Below are 16,053 nucleotides of genomic sequence, written 5' to 3' on the forward strand. Positions count from 1 at the left end.
GAAGGCTGACGATCGGTGCTACGGCATCGCCGAGGGAAGCGAGACCGTCACACGGGTTCCCTCGCCCGGTTCGGAATCGAGCGCGGCGTATCCGCCGTGGGATACCGCGATCGCTTGCACGATGGCGAGACCCAATCCGCTTCCGTCTCGGCGGTCGCCGCTCACGAACCGCTCGAACGCGCGCTCGCGGAGTTCTGGCGACATCCCGACGCCGTCGTCCTGCACCACCAGTTCGATCGCATCGCCCGCGCGGTGGGCACCGAGCGTGATGGAGGCGCCCGGTCCCGCGTGGCGCAGGGCGTTGCCGAGCAGATTGCGCACGAGCTGGTCGAGCGCGAGCGGGTCGCCCACGACGATCGCCGGGCCGGGCGCGTCGACCGTGACGGATGCCTCGGGCGCGAGCAGCGCCGCGTCTCCGGCGGCGGAGCGGCACACGGATGCGAGATCGACGGGCTCCCGCACCTGCACCGCAGCCTCGCTCCGCGCGAGCAGCGCCAAACGGTCGACGAGGGTGCGCATGCGCTCCGACTCCTCCACGATGCTCGCGAAGGCGTCGTCGGCGGTCGCCGGATCGTCGGGTCGCTGGAAGTGCAGCTGCGACCAGCCCTGGATCTTCGTGAGCGGGGTGCGCAGCTCGTGCGAGACGTCCGCGACGAAGTCGCGCAGCTGACGCTCCGTCTCTCCCCGCCGGGCATCGAGGCCCTCGATCGCGGTCGCGATCCCCTCGGTCTCTGCGAAATCGGCGGCGGGGGAGGTGGCCAGATCGTCGAGCTCCCCGCGATCCACTCGCTCGGCGAGAGTCGTGAGCGAACGCGTCGTGCGCGACACGACGATCGTGACGACGACGCCCGTGATCGCCAGCACGAGCATGAGAAGCACGAGCGCCGCGACGGCGAGAGCCTGGATCAGAACATCCGCGGCCTCGACCCCGACCCCCACGAGCGCCGCCGACACCGGGCGTCGGCTGTCGTCGTCGTCGAAGACCGTGCCGCTCGGCAACTCCACCACCGTGAACAGCATCGTGCGTCCGCCCACGTCGGCCCGGACGGTGTCTGCATCGCGCAGCCGCACGACCGTGTCCTCGAGCACACCGATCGGGGCCGGAGCTTCGGATGCCGCGACGACCCGGCCGTCGGAGTCTATGAGCGCCACGATCGTGGTACCCGCATCGGCGGCGGCGAGACGCTCGCCCGAGATGGCGCGCTCTCCGCCGTCCGGCTCCGCCCACGAGGCGACCGTCTGCGCCGTGACCTGCACCTGGCGGTCGGCGGCCCGGAGGGTGACGATCCGGAGCCCCCAGACGCTCGCGACGGCGAGCACGACACCGGCGATCGCCACGACGAGGAGCAAGCGTCGCCGCAAGGTCCGCACCATCGAGGGGCGCGGGTGGATGCTCATCACGGGCCCTCGACGCGCAGGCAGTAGCCGAACCCGCGCACGGTCTGGATCAGCGGATCCCGTCCGGCGTCGACCTTACGGCGCAGCGTCGACACCGCCTTCTCGACGACCTCGCCGCTGCCACCGAAGTCGAACTGCCACACCCGTTCCAGGAGCTGACCGCGCGAGAGAACCCGCTCGGCGTTCTCGAGCAGGAACCGCAGCAGCCGGAACTCGGTCGGCGTGAGCGCGATCGGGTCTCCCGCCCGGCGGACCTGCAGGCCCGCGAGGTCCATCTCGAGGTCGGCGTACCGCAGGAGCTGCGGGTCGTCGGAGGGTCCCGCGGAGCGCCGACGGACCGCGTCGATCCGAGCGAGCACCTCCGACACGTGGAAGGGCTTGCCGAGGAAGTCGTCCGCCCCCGCGCGGAGCCCCGAGATGCGGCCGTCGACGTCGTCCACGGCACTCAGCATGACGATCGCGGCACTCGGTGCGGCGGCGCGCAGTGCCGGAACCAACTGCACCGCGTCGACCTCCGGCAGGAACCGGTCGAGCAGGATCGCGTCGAAATCCTCGGCGCGTGCGGCCACGAGCGCGTCCGCCGCGGTTCCCGTGGTGACGACACGGTAGCCGGGGGCCGCGAGCACCGATTCGAGGAGCAGGCGGATTCCGGCGTCATCGTCGACGACCAGCACCCGCGTAGGGGTCTCGTCGCCCGGCACCGTCATCGTGCGATCGTATCCGGATCGCGTTCAGCCCCGGAGCGCCCGCGCGATGGGCAGCCGGGTCGCCGCGACAGCCGGGACGAGGCTCCCCAGAAGGCTCGTCGCCATCGCCGCGACGACTCCCGCGGCGCATGCGAGCCAGGGGAACACAGGGGGCGAGATCGAACTCGCCGCGGGGATGAGCGCCGGAACGAGCACGTAGGTGCCGATCACCGCCAGCAGGATCGCGAGCGCGCTGACGACGGTTCCGATGAGCGCCGCGCCGGTGAGCACCTGCGCGAAGACGTCGAGGCGTGTGGCCCCGAACGCCCGGCGGACGACGAGCTCCCGCGCCCGCTCGGCGACGGAGGCGATGCCGACGTTCGCGATGCCGAGCGTCGCCACCGTGAGCAGCAGGGCGCTGCTCACGCCGAACAGCAGGGTGAGCGTGGCCACCTGTTCGCGCACCTGCTCGACCGTGTCGAGCCGGTGGAATCCCGCCTCCGCGACGCGGTGGCGGGGAGCCGCCTGCCGGAGCACCTCGTCGAGCACCGGCTGAGCTCCTGGGTCCGCGTGGGCCCGCACCGTGAGCTGCGCGGCGAGCAGTAGCGGCTCGTCCGCGCAGGCGAGCGACTCCCACGCCCCGTAGGCCTGAGCTTCGGCGTTCCCGTCGGCGACGATCCCCGAGACCGCCAGCGGGAGCGCCGCGCCGTTGTCGCCGATCCGGTGGATGAGGGTTCCGGGGCCCGCCCCGAGCCGTGCCGCCGCCTCCTCGTTGAGCGCGACGGCCGCCGGGTAGCACGAGGCGGGCGGCATGCTGCCCTCGATGACGGGCATCCGGCGGATCTCGTCGACGGTGGCACCGATGGTCCAGCTCGACGTGACCTGCACACCGCCCGCGGGAGGCGCGTCCGGATCCCTCGACAGCGACATCGGCACGGTGGCCTCGAGGTGGACCGCGACCGAGGGACCGGTCGTCGCATCGAGTTCGTCGAGAAGCGCCACGAGCGAAGCCCCTGCGTCGTCCCGCGGATACTCGGCCAGAGGCGCCTCGAAGGTCGCCTCGCGTCCGTTCAGCTGCTCCTGCTGGGCGACGAGCATCTCGGCGGCCACAGAGTTCGCGAGGGCGATCGCCACGGTGCCGACGACACCGAGCAGCATGCTGAGGCTCACCAGCACGTAGCGCCGCAGCTGCGTCGAGAACTCGTGGCGCACCACTCCGCGGGCGATCACGGCGTGCCCTCCGGATGCAGTACGCCGTCGTCGAGACGCAGCACGCGGTCGGCGGACGCCGCGACGACCGGATCGTGGGTGACCATGATGAGGCAGGAGCCGGCCACCCGCGTGACGCCGGCCAGCAGGCGGATCACCTGATCGCCGGTGGCCGTGTCGAGCGCTCCGGTGGGTTCGTCGGCGAGCACGATCCGTGGCCGGGTGACCAGCGCGCGCGCGATCGCGACGCGCTGCTGCTCTCCTCCCGAGAGCCGCCCCGGCCGCATCCGTTCGCGTCCGCCCATGCCGACGGCATCGAGTGCCGCGGCCACGCGCTCGCGTCGGTCGCGGCGGGAACGGACACCCGCGTAGTCGAGGGGCATCTCCAGGTTCCCCCGCACATCGAGCTCGCGGATGAGCGCGTAATCCTGGAACACGAATCCGATCGCCCGGCTGCGCTTCCGTGCGCGGGCGGTGTCGCCGAGGCGGCGGGTGCTCGTCCCGGCGATCAGCACATCGCCCGCGGCGGGCGGTTGGAGCAGGCCCAGGATCGTCAGGAGGGTCGACTTACCCGACCCCGAGCGGCCGACGATCGCTACCGATTCCCCCTCCTCGACCGAGAGATCGACGTCGCGAAGAATGGGGCTGCCGCCGCGACCCGGCACGCGCGCCGTCAATCCTGTCGCCTGGAGCACGGGCCCGGTCATCCGAGTCCGGGGGCGAACGCGAGCACCTCGTCGCCCTCCTCGAGGCCCGCGACGATCTCGACCCATGCGCCGTCGCTGACGCCGAGGGTCACCTCGACGACCTCGCGCGCCCCACCGCGCAGCAGCGTCACCCGACCGGTGTCGACCGATCCGAGTACCGCCGAGACAGGCAGCGCGAGCACGTCATCGCGCTGGGCGGTGCGCATGCCGATCTTCGCCGGGAGGCCGGCCACGACCGTCGCGTCGAGGGGGAGCAGGCACACGAGCGGCGCGGTCGGCGCGTCGGTGTCGTCTGCCGGATCCGTGGCGTCGGACGTCGTCGGCATGAGACGGCAATCGATGCCCGCCGGGCCCGCATCGATGCTTACCGTGGCGGAGGTCGGCGTCGAGTACACCCGGAAGGCGAGCTCCGGCGGCACATCCACCATCACTCCGAAGCCGGCGTAGGCGAGCGTGGCGATCGGCGCCCGCTCGACGACCGTGGCTCCCTCGGGGTAGGTCACCTCCAGCACGCGCGAGGGCACCGGGGCGCGGGTCTCCTCGCCCGCGACCGTCGCGATGCGCGCCCCCTTCACCACCGAGGGGGCTGCGATCGCCTCGGATGCGTAGTCGATCGCCCCGGACGCCCGCGCGGCGAGCACGAACGTCGGTGAGGAGACCACGCGGCCCGGCACGACGATCACCGAGGTGATGCTGCGCGTTTCGACGGTGACCGTCGGCGGAGGGCTGTTCTCGGCGGGTGTCGGCACGAGAGCTTCTGCAGTGCACGCGGAGAGCGTGAGCGCGCCGGCGAGGGCCAGAGCGAGCGGAACTGCTTTCTTCACTTCGGACATCCGCCATCCGTGATCGACTGCATGGCAGACGGGTCCCCGAGCCGAGCCCTCTCGATCGCGTCTCGGATGACGGGCTGCATGCTTGCAGGGTCGTAGCTGTTTGCGAAGACGTCGGTGTCGACGATCGTCGCGAACACCTCGAGCGCTTCGGTGGCGGTGGTCGGATCTTCGCCGAAGGCAGTGAGATAGGTCGTGCCCCACGCGCATCGCCAGACCCGGACTGCCTCACCCCGCCCATATCCGGTTTGGTAGGAGCCGGAGACGTCATTGAATGAGGGGTCGGGGTAGGAGTACCCGTCGGGCAGCTCGAACTCGTCGGCCGTTTCCCAGTACTCGTCGACGGCCGATCCGAAATCGGTGAACGTGGTCTCGCCCTGGGCGGACGGCGGCGGTTCCACCGGGTCGGGCGCCTCCACCGCGCAGGCGGCGAGCGTGACCGCCGCACTCAGTGCGCACCCGATCAGGGGGATCCGCCTCACTGGGGACACCCCCCGTCGATCACGCTCTGCACGCGCGAAGGGTCCCCGAGCTTTGCCTTCTCGATGCTGTCATAGACGGCGGACTGGGCGCTCTCGGGGTCGTAGGAGCGCGCGAACGCGTCGGTCTCGACGAGGCGGGAGTACTCCGCGAGTGCTGTCGCCTCCCGTTCCGGGTCCGTACCGAAGGCCTCGAGGTATTCGCGACCCCACGCGCAGTTCCAGGCGCCGACGGCCTCGGTCTCGCCGTATCCCGCCTGGTAGGAGCCCGAGGCGTCGTCGAACGTGGGTTCCGGGTACTCCTCGCCCGCGGGAAGCGGGAACTTCTCTGCGGTCGCCCAGTACTCCTCGATGGCCGCGTCGAAACTGGTGAAACCGTCTTCGTGAATCGTCGCCTCGGTCGGCTCGTCCGAAGCGGTGTCCGATGTTGTCGAGGCGCATCCGGCAAGGAACGCCAGAACCAGCGCGAGCGCCGCCGCGCCCGGGATCGTCATGCCGCGCATCAGTAGTACAGGGTCCCCGAGAAGTAGTTGTCGCACTTCCCGTCGGAAGCGGGCATCTTGCCGTACATCGTGAACTCGGTGTTCTTCAGCCAGTACGTCGACGACAGCACTGCATCAGGCCGAACGGGAAGGGACATGCTCGTCAGCCCCTGGTACTTGCCCGTGGTCACGATCTTGATGCCGAGATAGGTCATGTCCGTGCCGTACTGACTACCCGCGGAGTCCTTCAGCCGGTACTCGACATTGTCGCTACCCGAGGTGTAGCGCGAGACGTTGTAGAACACCGTCGACCCGGAGCAGTTCAGCGTGCCCCACGTCGACGCGGTCTTGGCCTGCGCGGGGATGGACGGAGTGATCGCTACCAGCGCGGCAGCCAGAACGGCGGTGGCAAGAAGCGGAAGAGAGCGGCGCCGTCGAGCGGCGGTCGTGGTGATGTGCATGCTCGCCATCGTGGGTCGCGGACGGCACACGTAAGCCGCGAAACGGGACGATTGCAGTGCAAACGGGTCAGCCGAGCAGCTCACTTAAGTGCATAGACGGCTGCCTTAAGTGCAGATCGCCCTGCACTGCATCGCTCATCGCCCGCGGAGCAGGCCGCGCTCGGCGAGGTTCGCCATGAGCGCCCCGACCCCGAAGGTCCACGGCGGCAGATCCTCCGAGCGTCGCACCCAGTTCACGAGCGAACCGAGCCGGGGCGACGAGATGCGCACGACGTCGTCCGGGTGGTGCGTGAAGCCCATGCCGGGCTGGTCGCGATCCTTCGTCGGGGCGAACATCGTGCCGAGGTAGAGGGCGAAGCCGTCGGGGTACTGGTGGCGCGCGCCGATGGTCTGGCCGACGAGGTCGAGCGGATCGCGGCTGATCGCGGCGAGCGGCGACGTCGCCTCGAGCTCGAATCCGTCGTCGCCCGACACGTGGAGCGTCACGACCTCCTGGCGCAGCTCCTCGATGCCGAATCCGCCGTCGAACAGCCGGATGAACGGACCCACCGCGGCCGAGCCGTTGTTGTCCTTCGCCTGCCCGAGCAGCAGCGCCGAGCGCCCCTCGATGTCGCGCAGGTTCACGTCGTTGCCGAGAGCCGCGCCCACGGCCCGCCCCGCGGACGAGACCACGAGCACCACCTCGGGCTCGGGGTTGTTCCACTCGGAGTCGCCCCGCACGCCCACCTCGGCACCACTGCCGACGGTCGAGAGCACGGGCGCCTTCGTGAACACCTCGGCATCCGGTCCGATGCCCACTTCGAGGTAGGCGCTCCACATGCCCTCCGCGACGAGGGTGCGCTTGAGCCGCATCGCCGCCTCGGATCCGGGAACGAGCTCCGAGAGGTCGGCGCCGAGCGCCGCGAGCACGGTCTCGCGGATGCGATCCGCCGAGCCGGCGTCGCCGCCCGCGCGCTCCTCGATCACCCGCTCGATCATCGAGACCGGGAAGGTGACTCCAGCCGCCTTCACGACGTGGAGGTCGAGAGGGCTGAGCAGGCGAGGCTTCGCCGGGTCGCCATCCATGGACGCGTTCGCGAGCAGGTCACCCACCTCGCCGACCGCGGGACCGGATGCCTCCCTCGCGGACAGGGCAGGCTCCGGATGCTCGGTGAGCGCCCGCATCGTGGGGAAGCTCTCGCCGATGTCATAGGCGACCCCGTCGCGCACCGTCACGACCGCAGGTCCCCCGACCCCCGGGACCCAGATGCGGCCGACGAGCACGGCGTCCGCGGAGTCGTGGGGGAGTGCCTGCGCGGAGTCGCCCGCCCAGCCCGCCCGGCCCGCGAGGCCCGCCTCAGTGGGACTCACGGCTCACCGTCGATCCGCTGCCGCCGACCAGGAAATCGAGGTCGGCGCCCGTGTCGGCCTGGGTGACGTGGTCGACGTACAGTCGCTCCCATCCGCGCCGCGGACTTGCGAATCCCGCGAGCGTCGCCTCGTTCGGTGTGCGCGCGGCGAGCTCCTCCTCCGACACCTCCAGATCGACGCGTCGCGCCGCGACGCTCAGGGTGATCCAGTCGCCGGTGCGCACGAGGGCGAGCGGGCCGCCCGCCGCCGCCTCCGGAGTCACATGGAGGATCACCGTGCCATATGCCGTTCCCGACATGCGTCCGTCGCAGATGCGCACCATGTCGCGCACGCCCTGCTCCAGCAGCTTCTTCGGGAGCGGCATGTTCGACACCTCGGGCATCCCCGGGTATCCCTTCGGACCGCAGCCGCGGAGCACCATGACGCTCGTCTCGTCGATGTCGAGCTCGGGGTCGTCGATGCGGGCGTGGAAGTCCTCGATCGAGTCGAACACCACCGCGCGTCCGCGGTGCTCCAGCAGGTGCGGGGATGCCGCGGCGGGCTTGATGAGCGCCCCGCCGGGCGCGAGCGACCCCCGCAGCACGGCGATCCCGGCGGAGGGCTGCAGGGGCTCCTCGCGCGGGGTGATGACCTCGCGATCCCAGATCGTGGCGTCGCCCAGGTGGTCGACGAGCGGACGCCCATCCACCGTGAGCGCCGTCGGGTCGAGCAGGTCGCCTACTTCGCGCAGCACCGCCTGGAAGCCACCCGCCCGGTACAGGTCGTCCATGAGGAAGCGCCCCGCCGGCTGGAGGTTCACGAGCAGCGGCACGTCCGCGCCGATCCGGTCGAAGTCGTCGATCGTGAGGTCGATGCCGAGGCGGCCGGCGATCGCGAGAAGGTGCACGACAGCGTTCGTGGAGCCGCCGATCGCGGCGAGCGCGACGATCGCGTTGTGGAAGCTCGCCGGGGTGAGGAAGGTGCTCGGGCGCCGGTCGTCGTTCACGAGCTCCACCGCGAGGCGGCCGGTCTCACGCGCGCCGACGAGCAGGCGCGCATCCGGTGCTGGGGTGCCGGCGAGGCCCGGCAGCACGGTGCCGAGCGCCTCCGCGACGAGCGCCATGGTCGAGGCGGTGCCCATCGTGTTGCAGTGGCCCTTGCTGCGGATCATCGAGCCCTCCGACTTCATGAAGTCGGCGTTGCTGAGGCTGCCGGCGCGCACCTCCTCGCTGAGCCGCCACACGTCGGTGCCGCATCCGAGCGCCTCCCCCCGAAAGTGACCCGAGAGCATGGGCCCGCCCGGCACGACCACGGCAGGGATGTCGACGGACGCCGCCGCCATCAGCAGCGACGGGATCGTCTTGTCGCATCCGCCGAGCAGCACGACGCCGTCCACCGGGTTCGCGCGCAGCATCTCCTCCGTGGCCATCGCGGCCATGTTGCGCCACAGCATCGCCGTCGGGCGCACCTGCGTCTCACCGATCGACGCGACCGGCAGCTCGAGCGGGATGCCGCCCGCTTCGGTGATCCCGTCGCGCACCGAGGCCGCCACCTCGGTTAGGTGGCGGTTGCATGGCGTGAGGTCGGATGCCGTGTTCGCGATCGCGATCTGCGGCCGCTCGGCGAAGTCGTCGGGCACCCCGCGACGCATCCACGCTCGGTGGATGTAGGCGTTGCGGTCGTCTCCCGCGTACCACTCGGAACTGCGCAACGACGTCATCCTCGACTCCTCATCCGCTGAACGGGGCTCACTCTATCCAGCTGTGCCGACTCGCCTCCGTCCCCGCGGGGTTCGCGACGCCTGACCGATGCTCGATTCCCGCCTCGCAGTGAGTCTGCTTGGCATCGACCGCGACACGTGCTTGCGTACAGGTGTCGGCCCGCCCATATCCGATCGAGGAACCGTGATCTCTGCACATCTCACCATCGACCCGCATTTCGTGGTCGGTCCCATCAACCGCCGACTGTTCGGCTCGTTTGTCGAGCACCTCGGGCGCTGCGTCTACGACGGCATCTATGAGCCGGGCCATCCGGATGCCGACGAGCACGGCTTCCGTCGCGATGTGATCGAGCTGGTGCGCGAGCTCGGGGTGTCGACCATCCGCTATCCGGGCGGCAACTTCGTCTCGGGTTATCGCTGGGAGGACGGCGTCGGCCCCCGCGACGAGCGGCCGCGCCGACTGGATCTCGCCTGGCATTCGACGGAGACCAACCAGGTGGGCCTCGATGAGTTCGCGCTCTGGCTCGACAAGGTCGGCAGCGAGCTCATGTACGCCGTGAACCTCGGCACGCGGGGCGTGCAGGAGGCGCTCGACGTGCTCGAGTACGCCAACATCCGCTCGGGCACCGAGCTCTCGGATCAGCGGGTCGCCAACGGGGTCGAGGAGCCGTACGACATCCGGATGTGGTGCCTCGGCAACGAGATGGACGGCCCATGGCAGCTGGGGCACGGCACGCCGCGCGAGTACGGCCGCCTCGCCGTGAAGACGGCCCGCGCGATGCGGCAGGTCGATCCGTCGCTCGAACTCGTCGTGTGCGGCAGCTCGAGCGCCCAGATGCCGCTCTTCGGGGAGTGGGAGCGGGTCGTGCTCGAGGAGACCTACGACGAGGTCGACTACATCTCGTGCCACGCCTACTACGAGCCGGTGGGCGGCGACTACGGCAGCTTCCTGGCATCCGCGGTGAACATGGACCGCTTCATCGAGTCGGTCGTCGCTACAGCCGACCACGTGAAGGCCATCCGCGGCAGCGAGAAGACGATCGACATCTCCTTCGACGAATGGAACGTCTGGTACCACTCGCGCTACGCGGAGGTCGACCGGATCACCGACGTGAACGAGTGGCCCGTGGCCCCCCGGCTTCTCGAGGACTCCTACTCGGTGGTCGACGCCGTGGTGTTCGGCAACCTGCTGATCTCGCTCATCCGGCACGCCGATCGCGTGACCGCAGCGAGCCTCGCCCAGCTCGTGAACGTGATCGCCCCGATCATGACCGAACCCGGCGGCCCGGCGTGGCGGCAGACGACGTTCTTCCCGTTCGCGCTCACCTCCCGCCTCGCGCGGGGCGTGACGCTCGAACTCAAGCTCGACTGTCCCAGCTACACCACAGAGCGGCACGGCGAGGCGTCCGTCGTCGACGCGGTCGCGACCCATGACGACTCGACGGGCGCCACGGCGGTGTTCCTCGTGAACCGCAGCCTCGATGAGGAGGTCGAGCTCGTGATCGACACGAGCATCCTGGGCGACGTCTCGATCGGCAGTGCGCAGAGCCTCCACGACGACGACATGCACGCGGCCAACACCCTGGATGCGCCCGACCGCGTGCGGCTACGGCCGAACGACTCCGCACGCCTCGCCGACGGCGAGCTGCACATCACGCTGCCGCCCGTCTCGTGGACGGCGGTGACTCTCGGATGACGGATGCCCCAGGCATCCTGCGGGTCGACGGCGCGCGGATCGTCGGCGACGCGGGTCCCGTGGTGCTGCGCGGCTTCGGGCTCGGCGGCTGGATGAACATGGAGAACTTCATCACCGGGTACGCCGGAGCCGAGTCGCAGCAGCGCCGGGCGCTGCGGCGGGTGCTCGGCGAGGAGGGATACGAGCGGTTCTTCGCGCGCTTCCTCGAGGTGTTCTTCACCGACGAGGACGCCGCGTACCTCGCGAGCCTCGGTCTCAACTCGCTGCGTGTGCCGTTCAACTACCGCCACTTCGAAGACGACGACGCACCGATGCAGCTGAAGGAGGAGGGGTTCCGGCTGCTCGATCGGGTGGTCGACGCGTGCGCGCGGCACGGCATCCACACGATCCTCGATCTGCACGCTCTGCCCGGCGCCCAGAACCAGCACTGGCACAGCCGGGAGGCGATCGCCGAGCACTACCGGGGCAACCCGTGGGTGGCGCGCTACAACCCGATCAACGAGCCGGGGGCAGTACATCGACCGCGACGAGGTGGAGCGCATCTTCCTCGCACGCACTGCGTACGTGCGCGACATCCTCGAGCCCATCGAGCGGCTGTTCGCCACGGAGTTCCCGGATTTCGCCCCCTACCCGTGGGGAGCACCGCGGTGGGTCACCGGTCTTCCCGGTGTGATGGTCGGGAAGGGCGGGGTCGCCCGGTCGGCATGCCGTACCGGGCGACCCTCGTCGGTGGGCGCGGGGAGGTAGCGGCTCAGAGAGTCGAGAACCGCGCCACCTCCGCCGCGGTCAGCGCGCGGTCGAAGATCTCGACGTCGTCCACGGCGCCCGCCATCGGGTCGACGTTCGCGGCCGAGGGGTAGCCGACTCGGAGGGGCGAAGTGCCCGTCGCGATCGCGCCCGAGATCGGCGCGGTGCCGGTTCCGACGAGCGATCCGTCGACGTAGAGCCGCACGGTCGATCCGTCGTAGGTTCCGACGAGGTGATGCCACGTGCCGACCCCGAGGGAGCCGCCCTTCGCGGTCGTGCCTGCCGAGTACCAACCCGAACTCGCGGTCTTGACCGCGAACGTCACCACCCCGCTCGCGTTGACGGCGAGACGATACGACGCCTGAGCGCTCGTGCCCGAGTCCTTGCCTACCGGCACGCAGCTCTGCGCGGGCATTGCGTCGAGCCGCGTCCACACGGACAGGGTCAACTGCGCCATCCCTTCGAGGGTCGCGGAGTCGGGGATCTCGACGTAGTCGTCGACCCCGTCGAGCTGCACGGCCGTCCCGCGGACGCCTGCCACGCGGGTCGCGCCTCCGAGCAGGGCGCCGTCGAGTCCGGCGGGGGAAGAGGCCACGGCTGTCGTACCGGTCGGCTCGTCGAAGCCCCACTCGCCGAGCGGAGGCGTGATCGGCGCCCCGGACCGCAGCTCGATGTCGAACACGTGCAGCGCCGACGGCGCCCCCGCCGACGGCTGCGCCTCCTGCAGGTAGACGGAGAGCACGCCGCTCGAGCGCCAGCGGTACCAGTCGACGAGCGGTTCGCCCCCGTAGGACCCGGGCAGCGTCGCGATCGCCTGCCAGTCGGAGTAGCCGCTCGACACCGTGCCTCGTGCGATCCGCAGCTCGGTGCCCGAGCGGTAGACCGCGTACGCGTCGCCCTCGGCATCGACGACGATCTTCGGCCGGGAACCGGTGATGTCGAGCTCCGACACGTGCCAGACGCCCGAGGTGTCGCGCCAGTAGTGGTGGTAGACCCGCGCGGCGAGGGCGTCCGCCCCGGTCGCCGGAGTCGGCAGAGACGCCGGCATGTGCTGGGTGAGCACGTGGACGACGCCGTCACCGTCGACGTACGAGGACTCCTGGTTCAGCAGCCCCCGGTTCATGCCGATGGCCGTCACGCGTACCCCCGTCGTCGCGATCGAGATCGGGCTCGAACCCGTCGTTCCGGCGAGGGCACCCGAGCCGTCCCGCCAGGTGAGGCCGTCATCGTCGCTGTAGGCGTAGTTGAGGTCGTGGTTGGACCCGGAGTCCGCGGTCTCGCGCCACATCCAGGTGAGGTGGAGTCGGCCGTCATCGTCGTACTGCGGGTAGTCGAGGTAGGCGTTGCGGTTGCCGTCGCCGCCCGGGTAGGTGCCGGATTTCGCGATGAAGATGCCGCGCTTCGCCCACGTGTGGGTCGTCCCGTCGTACTGGTAGAGCAGGCTGTCGCCGTTGCCCGAACCGCTCTGGCGGCGGATGAAGATGAGCTTCCCCTCGGAGCTCGTGATGAAGCGCGGGTACGTCACGCTCGACTCCGTCACGCCCGTGACCAGCTGACTGCGCACGCTGCTGAACAGCGATGTCGACCAGGGGTGGGAGGCGGGGTCGGTCGCCACACCCGCGACCGAGACGCGGTAGTGGAGCGCATCGACGTGGTGGTGGAACGCGAGGTGGATGGTGCCATCCACGGGGCTGATGCCGAGCACCGGATCGTCGTGTGTGTCGGTGCCCGTCACCTCGTAGTCGGAGAAGCATGCGCGCTCCCACGATCCGGATGGCAGCTCACGCCGTGCGACGCAGACCTGCCGGTCGGCGTCGTAGTAGGTGGCGTACTGATGATCGCCGAACGTCGCCAGGCCGTCCTGCTGGAACGAGACCCCGTTCGGGTACACCCCATACGTGCCCGAGGTGAAGGTCAACGCCTCGTCGTCGACGATCGAGTCCGAGATCAGATTGACGTGGGCCGCGTGCGCGGCGGGTGGCGCCGGCGGTGCCAGTGTGCATGCGAGGGCGACCGCAGCGGCGGCGACCGCAGCGACGGCGATGCGTCGTGGGTTCGAGAGGGTGGATGTGCGCATGTCGACTCCTTCGTCGCGCGGTGGTGAGGCGATCAGGCGAGCTCGCGCCTGATCGCCTCGAGGTAGGCCATGCCGTGATGCGTGTCGGGCTCGAGGTAGCTGCCCTCGGTCCACTCGTTCCAGGCATTGACGGTGATGATCCCGTGGCCGTTCTCGACGTCGTCCGCCCAGGCGCGCGCCTCGGCCAGCTGGGCGGCGAACGCCTCCGGGGTGGCGCCGGTGAGGATGCCGGTGAAGGGGTACCGGTCGAGGTCCTCGTAGACGTCGGACTGCACGGTGCGCGGGCTCGCATCCCAGCCGACGGTCACGTTCGGGAAGAACGGCACTGGCACGGTCGCCGCGAGCTCGCGCATCCGCGAGCGGGCGTCGTCGAGGTGGGCACTGTAGTCGGTGGCGGGTGTTCCGCGCAGCGGCGCGTGATGCAGCGAGACGTAGGCGGTGGTCGAGTCGAAACCGAGCCGTTCGACGAGCTCGCCCGGGTCGGGCAGCGCGCGGTCGGTGACGAGGATCCCGGAGCCGACGAGCACGGCGTTGAGGTGCAGGTCGGTGCCGATCGCGCGCCGCGCGCGCTCCCGGAAGTCGGCGAGCGCGTCGGCCGTCGCATCCACGCCGCCGAGGCCCGCGATGAGGGTGGGGAGGTCGTAGAACGACACGTAGGGGCGCCCGTCCGGACGCCAGTACTCCGGGCGTCCGAGATAGGTCTCGATCATGTAATCGGTGGCATGGACGAACACCTCGGGCGAGACCGCCCCCTCCTCGAGCACGGTGGGGTTCGTGCCGCGTTTGACGGGGTGGATGTTGACCCAGTCGTGGTTCGCCCACATCAGCGCGAACTTCAGACGCTCGCGGTCGGGGGATGCGAGGTATCCCCGTTCGAGCGCCCCCTCGAGGAAGGGGGCGTCGCCGTACCAATACCAGTCGTAGATGAATGCGGTGATCCCGTGGTCGGCTGCGGCGCGGATGCTGCGACCGGCGACCTGGGGGTCAGACTCGTCGCCGTACCCCCAGGCAGGTACCCGGGGCTGCTCGTGCCCGGGGAACCGTGGCTCGGCTCGCCGCACGAGTTCCCACTCCGTCCAGCCGTCGCCGTGCCAGTCGCGGTACCGCGGGTCGTGGTGGTACCCGGGGAAGTAGTACACGGCTGTCTGGTAGCGGGTTGACCTCGATGTCATAGTTCATATGTTAGAACGAGTTCATAAGTGTGTGCTACGGTCCGATCGTGGCCGATGAAGGCCAGGAGGAACGTTGACGTCGATGCGCGAGGGTCTGGTCGACCAGGGCGACCCCGGAGGATCCCCCGGCAAGATCCTGGTGGCCGTGCCGGATGCGGCGCTCGCAGACGGCATTCGCGAGGCGGACCGCGGCCTGGCGGTCATCTGGGACGGCGTGGGTGAACCCGACGGGGACCTCGCCGACGTCGCGCTCTGGGTGCCCGCCAAGCGCGTGGCATCCGACGCCCAGCGCAAGGCCGCGCTCGGCCGTCTCCCACGTCTGCGCGCGGTGCAGCTGCTCTCGGCGGGTGCCGACGTGTGGATCGACATCATGCCGCCCGGCGTCGAGCTCTTCGATGGACGTGGCGTGCACGGCTCGTCGACCTCGGAATGGGCGATGGCCGCGATGCTCGCCTGGCTCCGCGAACTGCCCCGGTTCGTCCGGGCGCAGGACCGCGGCGAGTGGGATCGGCCCTTCGAGACCGACGAGCTCGCCGGCAAGCGGGTCATGGTGATCGGTGCGGGGGATGTGGGCGCCTCCCTCGCGCGCCGTCTCACCGCCTTCGATGCCCTCCCGGTGCTCGTCGCCCGCCGCGCGCGCGACGGCGTCGCGGCGATCGAGCAGGTGCACGAGCTCTTGCCGGAGGTCGACGTCGTCGTGCTCGTCGTCCCGCTGACGGATGAGACCCGGGGGCTCGTCGACTCGGCCTTCCTCGCCCGGGTCCCCGACGGCGCCTTGCTCGTGAACGCATCCCGTGGGCCCGTCGTCGACACCGATGCCCTCGTGGGCGAGCTGCGCAGCGGGCGGATCTCGGCGGCGCTCGACGTGACCGATCCCGAACCGCTGCCGCCGGGGCATCCGTTGTGGTCGATGCCGAACGTCCTGATCACGCCCCATACGGCGGGCCTGGTGTCGGGCTTCTCGGCCCGGGCGCGTGCGCTCGTGCTCGATCAGCTGCGCCGCCTCGACGAGGGGCTGCCGATGCGCAACAGGGTCGCCGACGGCTACTGACCGCGACGC

Annotated in this window: 15 protein-coding genes; 3 read left to right on the forward strand and 12 right to left on the reverse strand. The window is 70.3% G+C overall.

Annotated elements, in window-relative coordinates:
• Positions 1-18: 18 nt before the first annotated feature.
• From FVQ89_RS14030 to FVQ89_RS14075, 10 genes are all read right to left on the reverse strand, one after another.
• The gene (locus FVQ89_RS14030; RefSeq protein WP_147902612.1) at positions 19-1,398 is read right to left on the reverse strand and encodes a HAMP domain-containing sensor histidine kinase; all 1,380 of its coding nucleotides are present in this window, start codon (positions 1,396-1,398) and stop codon (positions 19-21) included.
• Complete coding sequence (locus FVQ89_RS14035; RefSeq protein ID WP_147902613.1) at positions 1,398-2,105, reverse strand: response regulator transcription factor; 708 nt, start codon at positions 2,103-2,105, stop codon at positions 1,398-1,400. Before FVQ89_RS14035 ends, FVQ89_RS14030 begins: the two co-directional genes overlap by 1 nt.
• 24 nt (positions 2,106-2,129) lie before the next feature.
• Complete coding sequence (locus FVQ89_RS14040; RefSeq protein WP_147902614.1) at positions 2,130-3,314, reverse strand: ABC transporter permease; 1,185 nt, start codon at positions 3,312-3,314, stop codon at positions 2,130-2,132.
• Positions 3,311-4,000 (reverse strand): ABC transporter ATP-binding protein, encoded by a 690-nt coding sequence (locus tag FVQ89_RS14045; RefSeq protein WP_147902615.1) that lies wholly within the window; start codon positions 3,998-4,000, stop codon positions 3,311-3,313. The genes FVQ89_RS14040 and FVQ89_RS14045 overlap by 4 nt, the downstream gene beginning before the upstream one ends.
• Positions 3,997-4,833, reverse strand: a complete 837-nt coding sequence (locus FVQ89_RS14050; RefSeq protein WP_147902616.1) for a hypothetical protein — start codon at positions 4,831-4,833, stop codon at positions 3,997-3,999. The genes FVQ89_RS14045 and FVQ89_RS14050 overlap by 4 nt, the downstream gene beginning before the upstream one ends.
• On the reverse strand, positions 4,821-5,312 hold the full coding sequence (locus FVQ89_RS14055; RefSeq protein WP_147902617.1) for a hypothetical protein: 492 nt from the start codon (positions 5,310-5,312) through the stop codon (positions 4,821-4,823). The genes FVQ89_RS14050 and FVQ89_RS14055 overlap by 13 nt, the downstream gene beginning before the upstream one ends.
• Positions 5,309-5,803 carry a hypothetical protein gene (locus tag FVQ89_RS14060; RefSeq protein ID WP_147902618.1) on the reverse strand — a complete coding sequence of 165 codons (495 nt, stop codon included), beginning with the start codon at positions 5,801-5,803 and terminating at the stop codon, positions 5,309-5,311. The genes FVQ89_RS14055 and FVQ89_RS14060 overlap by 4 nt, the downstream gene beginning before the upstream one ends.
• Positions 5,804-5,811: 8 nt before the next feature.
• A complete protein-coding gene (locus tag FVQ89_RS14065; RefSeq protein ID WP_147902619.1) occupies positions 5,812-6,252 on the reverse strand; it encodes a hypothetical protein in 441 nt (146 codons plus the stop codon).
• Between the two features lie 135 nt (positions 6,253-6,387).
• Positions 6,388-7,602, reverse strand: coding sequence for a fumarylacetoacetate hydrolase family protein (locus FVQ89_RS14070; protein ID WP_255513638.1), 1,215 nt, complete (start codon positions 7,600-7,602; stop codon positions 6,388-6,390).
• Positions 7,589-9,301, reverse strand: coding sequence for an IlvD/Edd family dehydratase (locus FVQ89_RS14075; RefSeq protein ID WP_147902620.1), 1,713 nt, complete (start codon positions 9,299-9,301; stop codon positions 7,589-7,591). The genes FVQ89_RS14070 and FVQ89_RS14075 overlap by 14 nt, the downstream gene beginning before the upstream one ends.
• A gap of 184 nt (positions 9,302-9,485) precedes the next feature.
• On the opposite strand from FVQ89_RS14075, the gene FVQ89_RS14080 reads away from it, so the two are divergent.
• Positions 9,486-10,997 (forward strand): alpha-N-arabinofuranosidase, encoded by a 1,512-nt coding sequence (locus FVQ89_RS14080; protein ID WP_147902621.1) that lies wholly within the window; start codon positions 9,486-9,488, stop codon positions 10,995-10,997.
• Positions 10,994-11,857 (forward strand): glycoside hydrolase family 5 protein, encoded by an 864-nt coding sequence (locus FVQ89_RS14085; protein ID WP_147902622.1) that lies wholly within the window; start codon positions 10,994-10,996, stop codon positions 11,855-11,857. The genes FVQ89_RS14080 and FVQ89_RS14085 overlap by 4 nt, the downstream gene beginning before the upstream one ends.
• On the opposite strand, the gene FVQ89_RS14090 is transcribed toward FVQ89_RS14085, so the two are convergent.
• On the reverse strand, positions 11,749-13,821 hold the full coding sequence (locus tag FVQ89_RS14090; protein ID WP_147902623.1) for a BNR-4 repeat-containing protein: 2,073 nt from the start codon (positions 13,819-13,821) through the stop codon (positions 11,749-11,751). The genes FVQ89_RS14085 and FVQ89_RS14090 overlap by 109 nt on opposite strands.
• 32 nt (positions 13,822-13,853) lie before the next feature.
• Positions 13,854-14,993 (reverse strand): glycoside hydrolase family 99-like domain-containing protein, encoded by a 1,140-nt coding sequence (locus tag FVQ89_RS14095; protein ID WP_147902624.1) that lies wholly within the window; start codon positions 14,991-14,993, stop codon positions 13,854-13,856.
• A gap of 82 nt (positions 14,994-15,075) precedes the next feature.
• Here FVQ89_RS14095 and FVQ89_RS14100 point away from each other — a divergent pair, with 82 nt between their 5' ends.
• Positions 15,076-16,044 (forward strand): NAD(P)-dependent oxidoreductase, encoded by a 969-nt coding sequence (locus FVQ89_RS14100; protein WP_147902675.1) that lies wholly within the window; start codon positions 15,076-15,078, stop codon positions 16,042-16,044.
• Positions 16,045-16,053 lie beyond the last annotated feature (9 nt).

This window comes from Homoserinibacter sp. GY 40078 (assembly GCF_008017545.1).
In the GTDB taxonomy this organism is placed as follows: Bacteria; Actinomycetota; Actinomycetes; order Actinomycetales; family Microbacteriaceae; genus Homoserinibacter.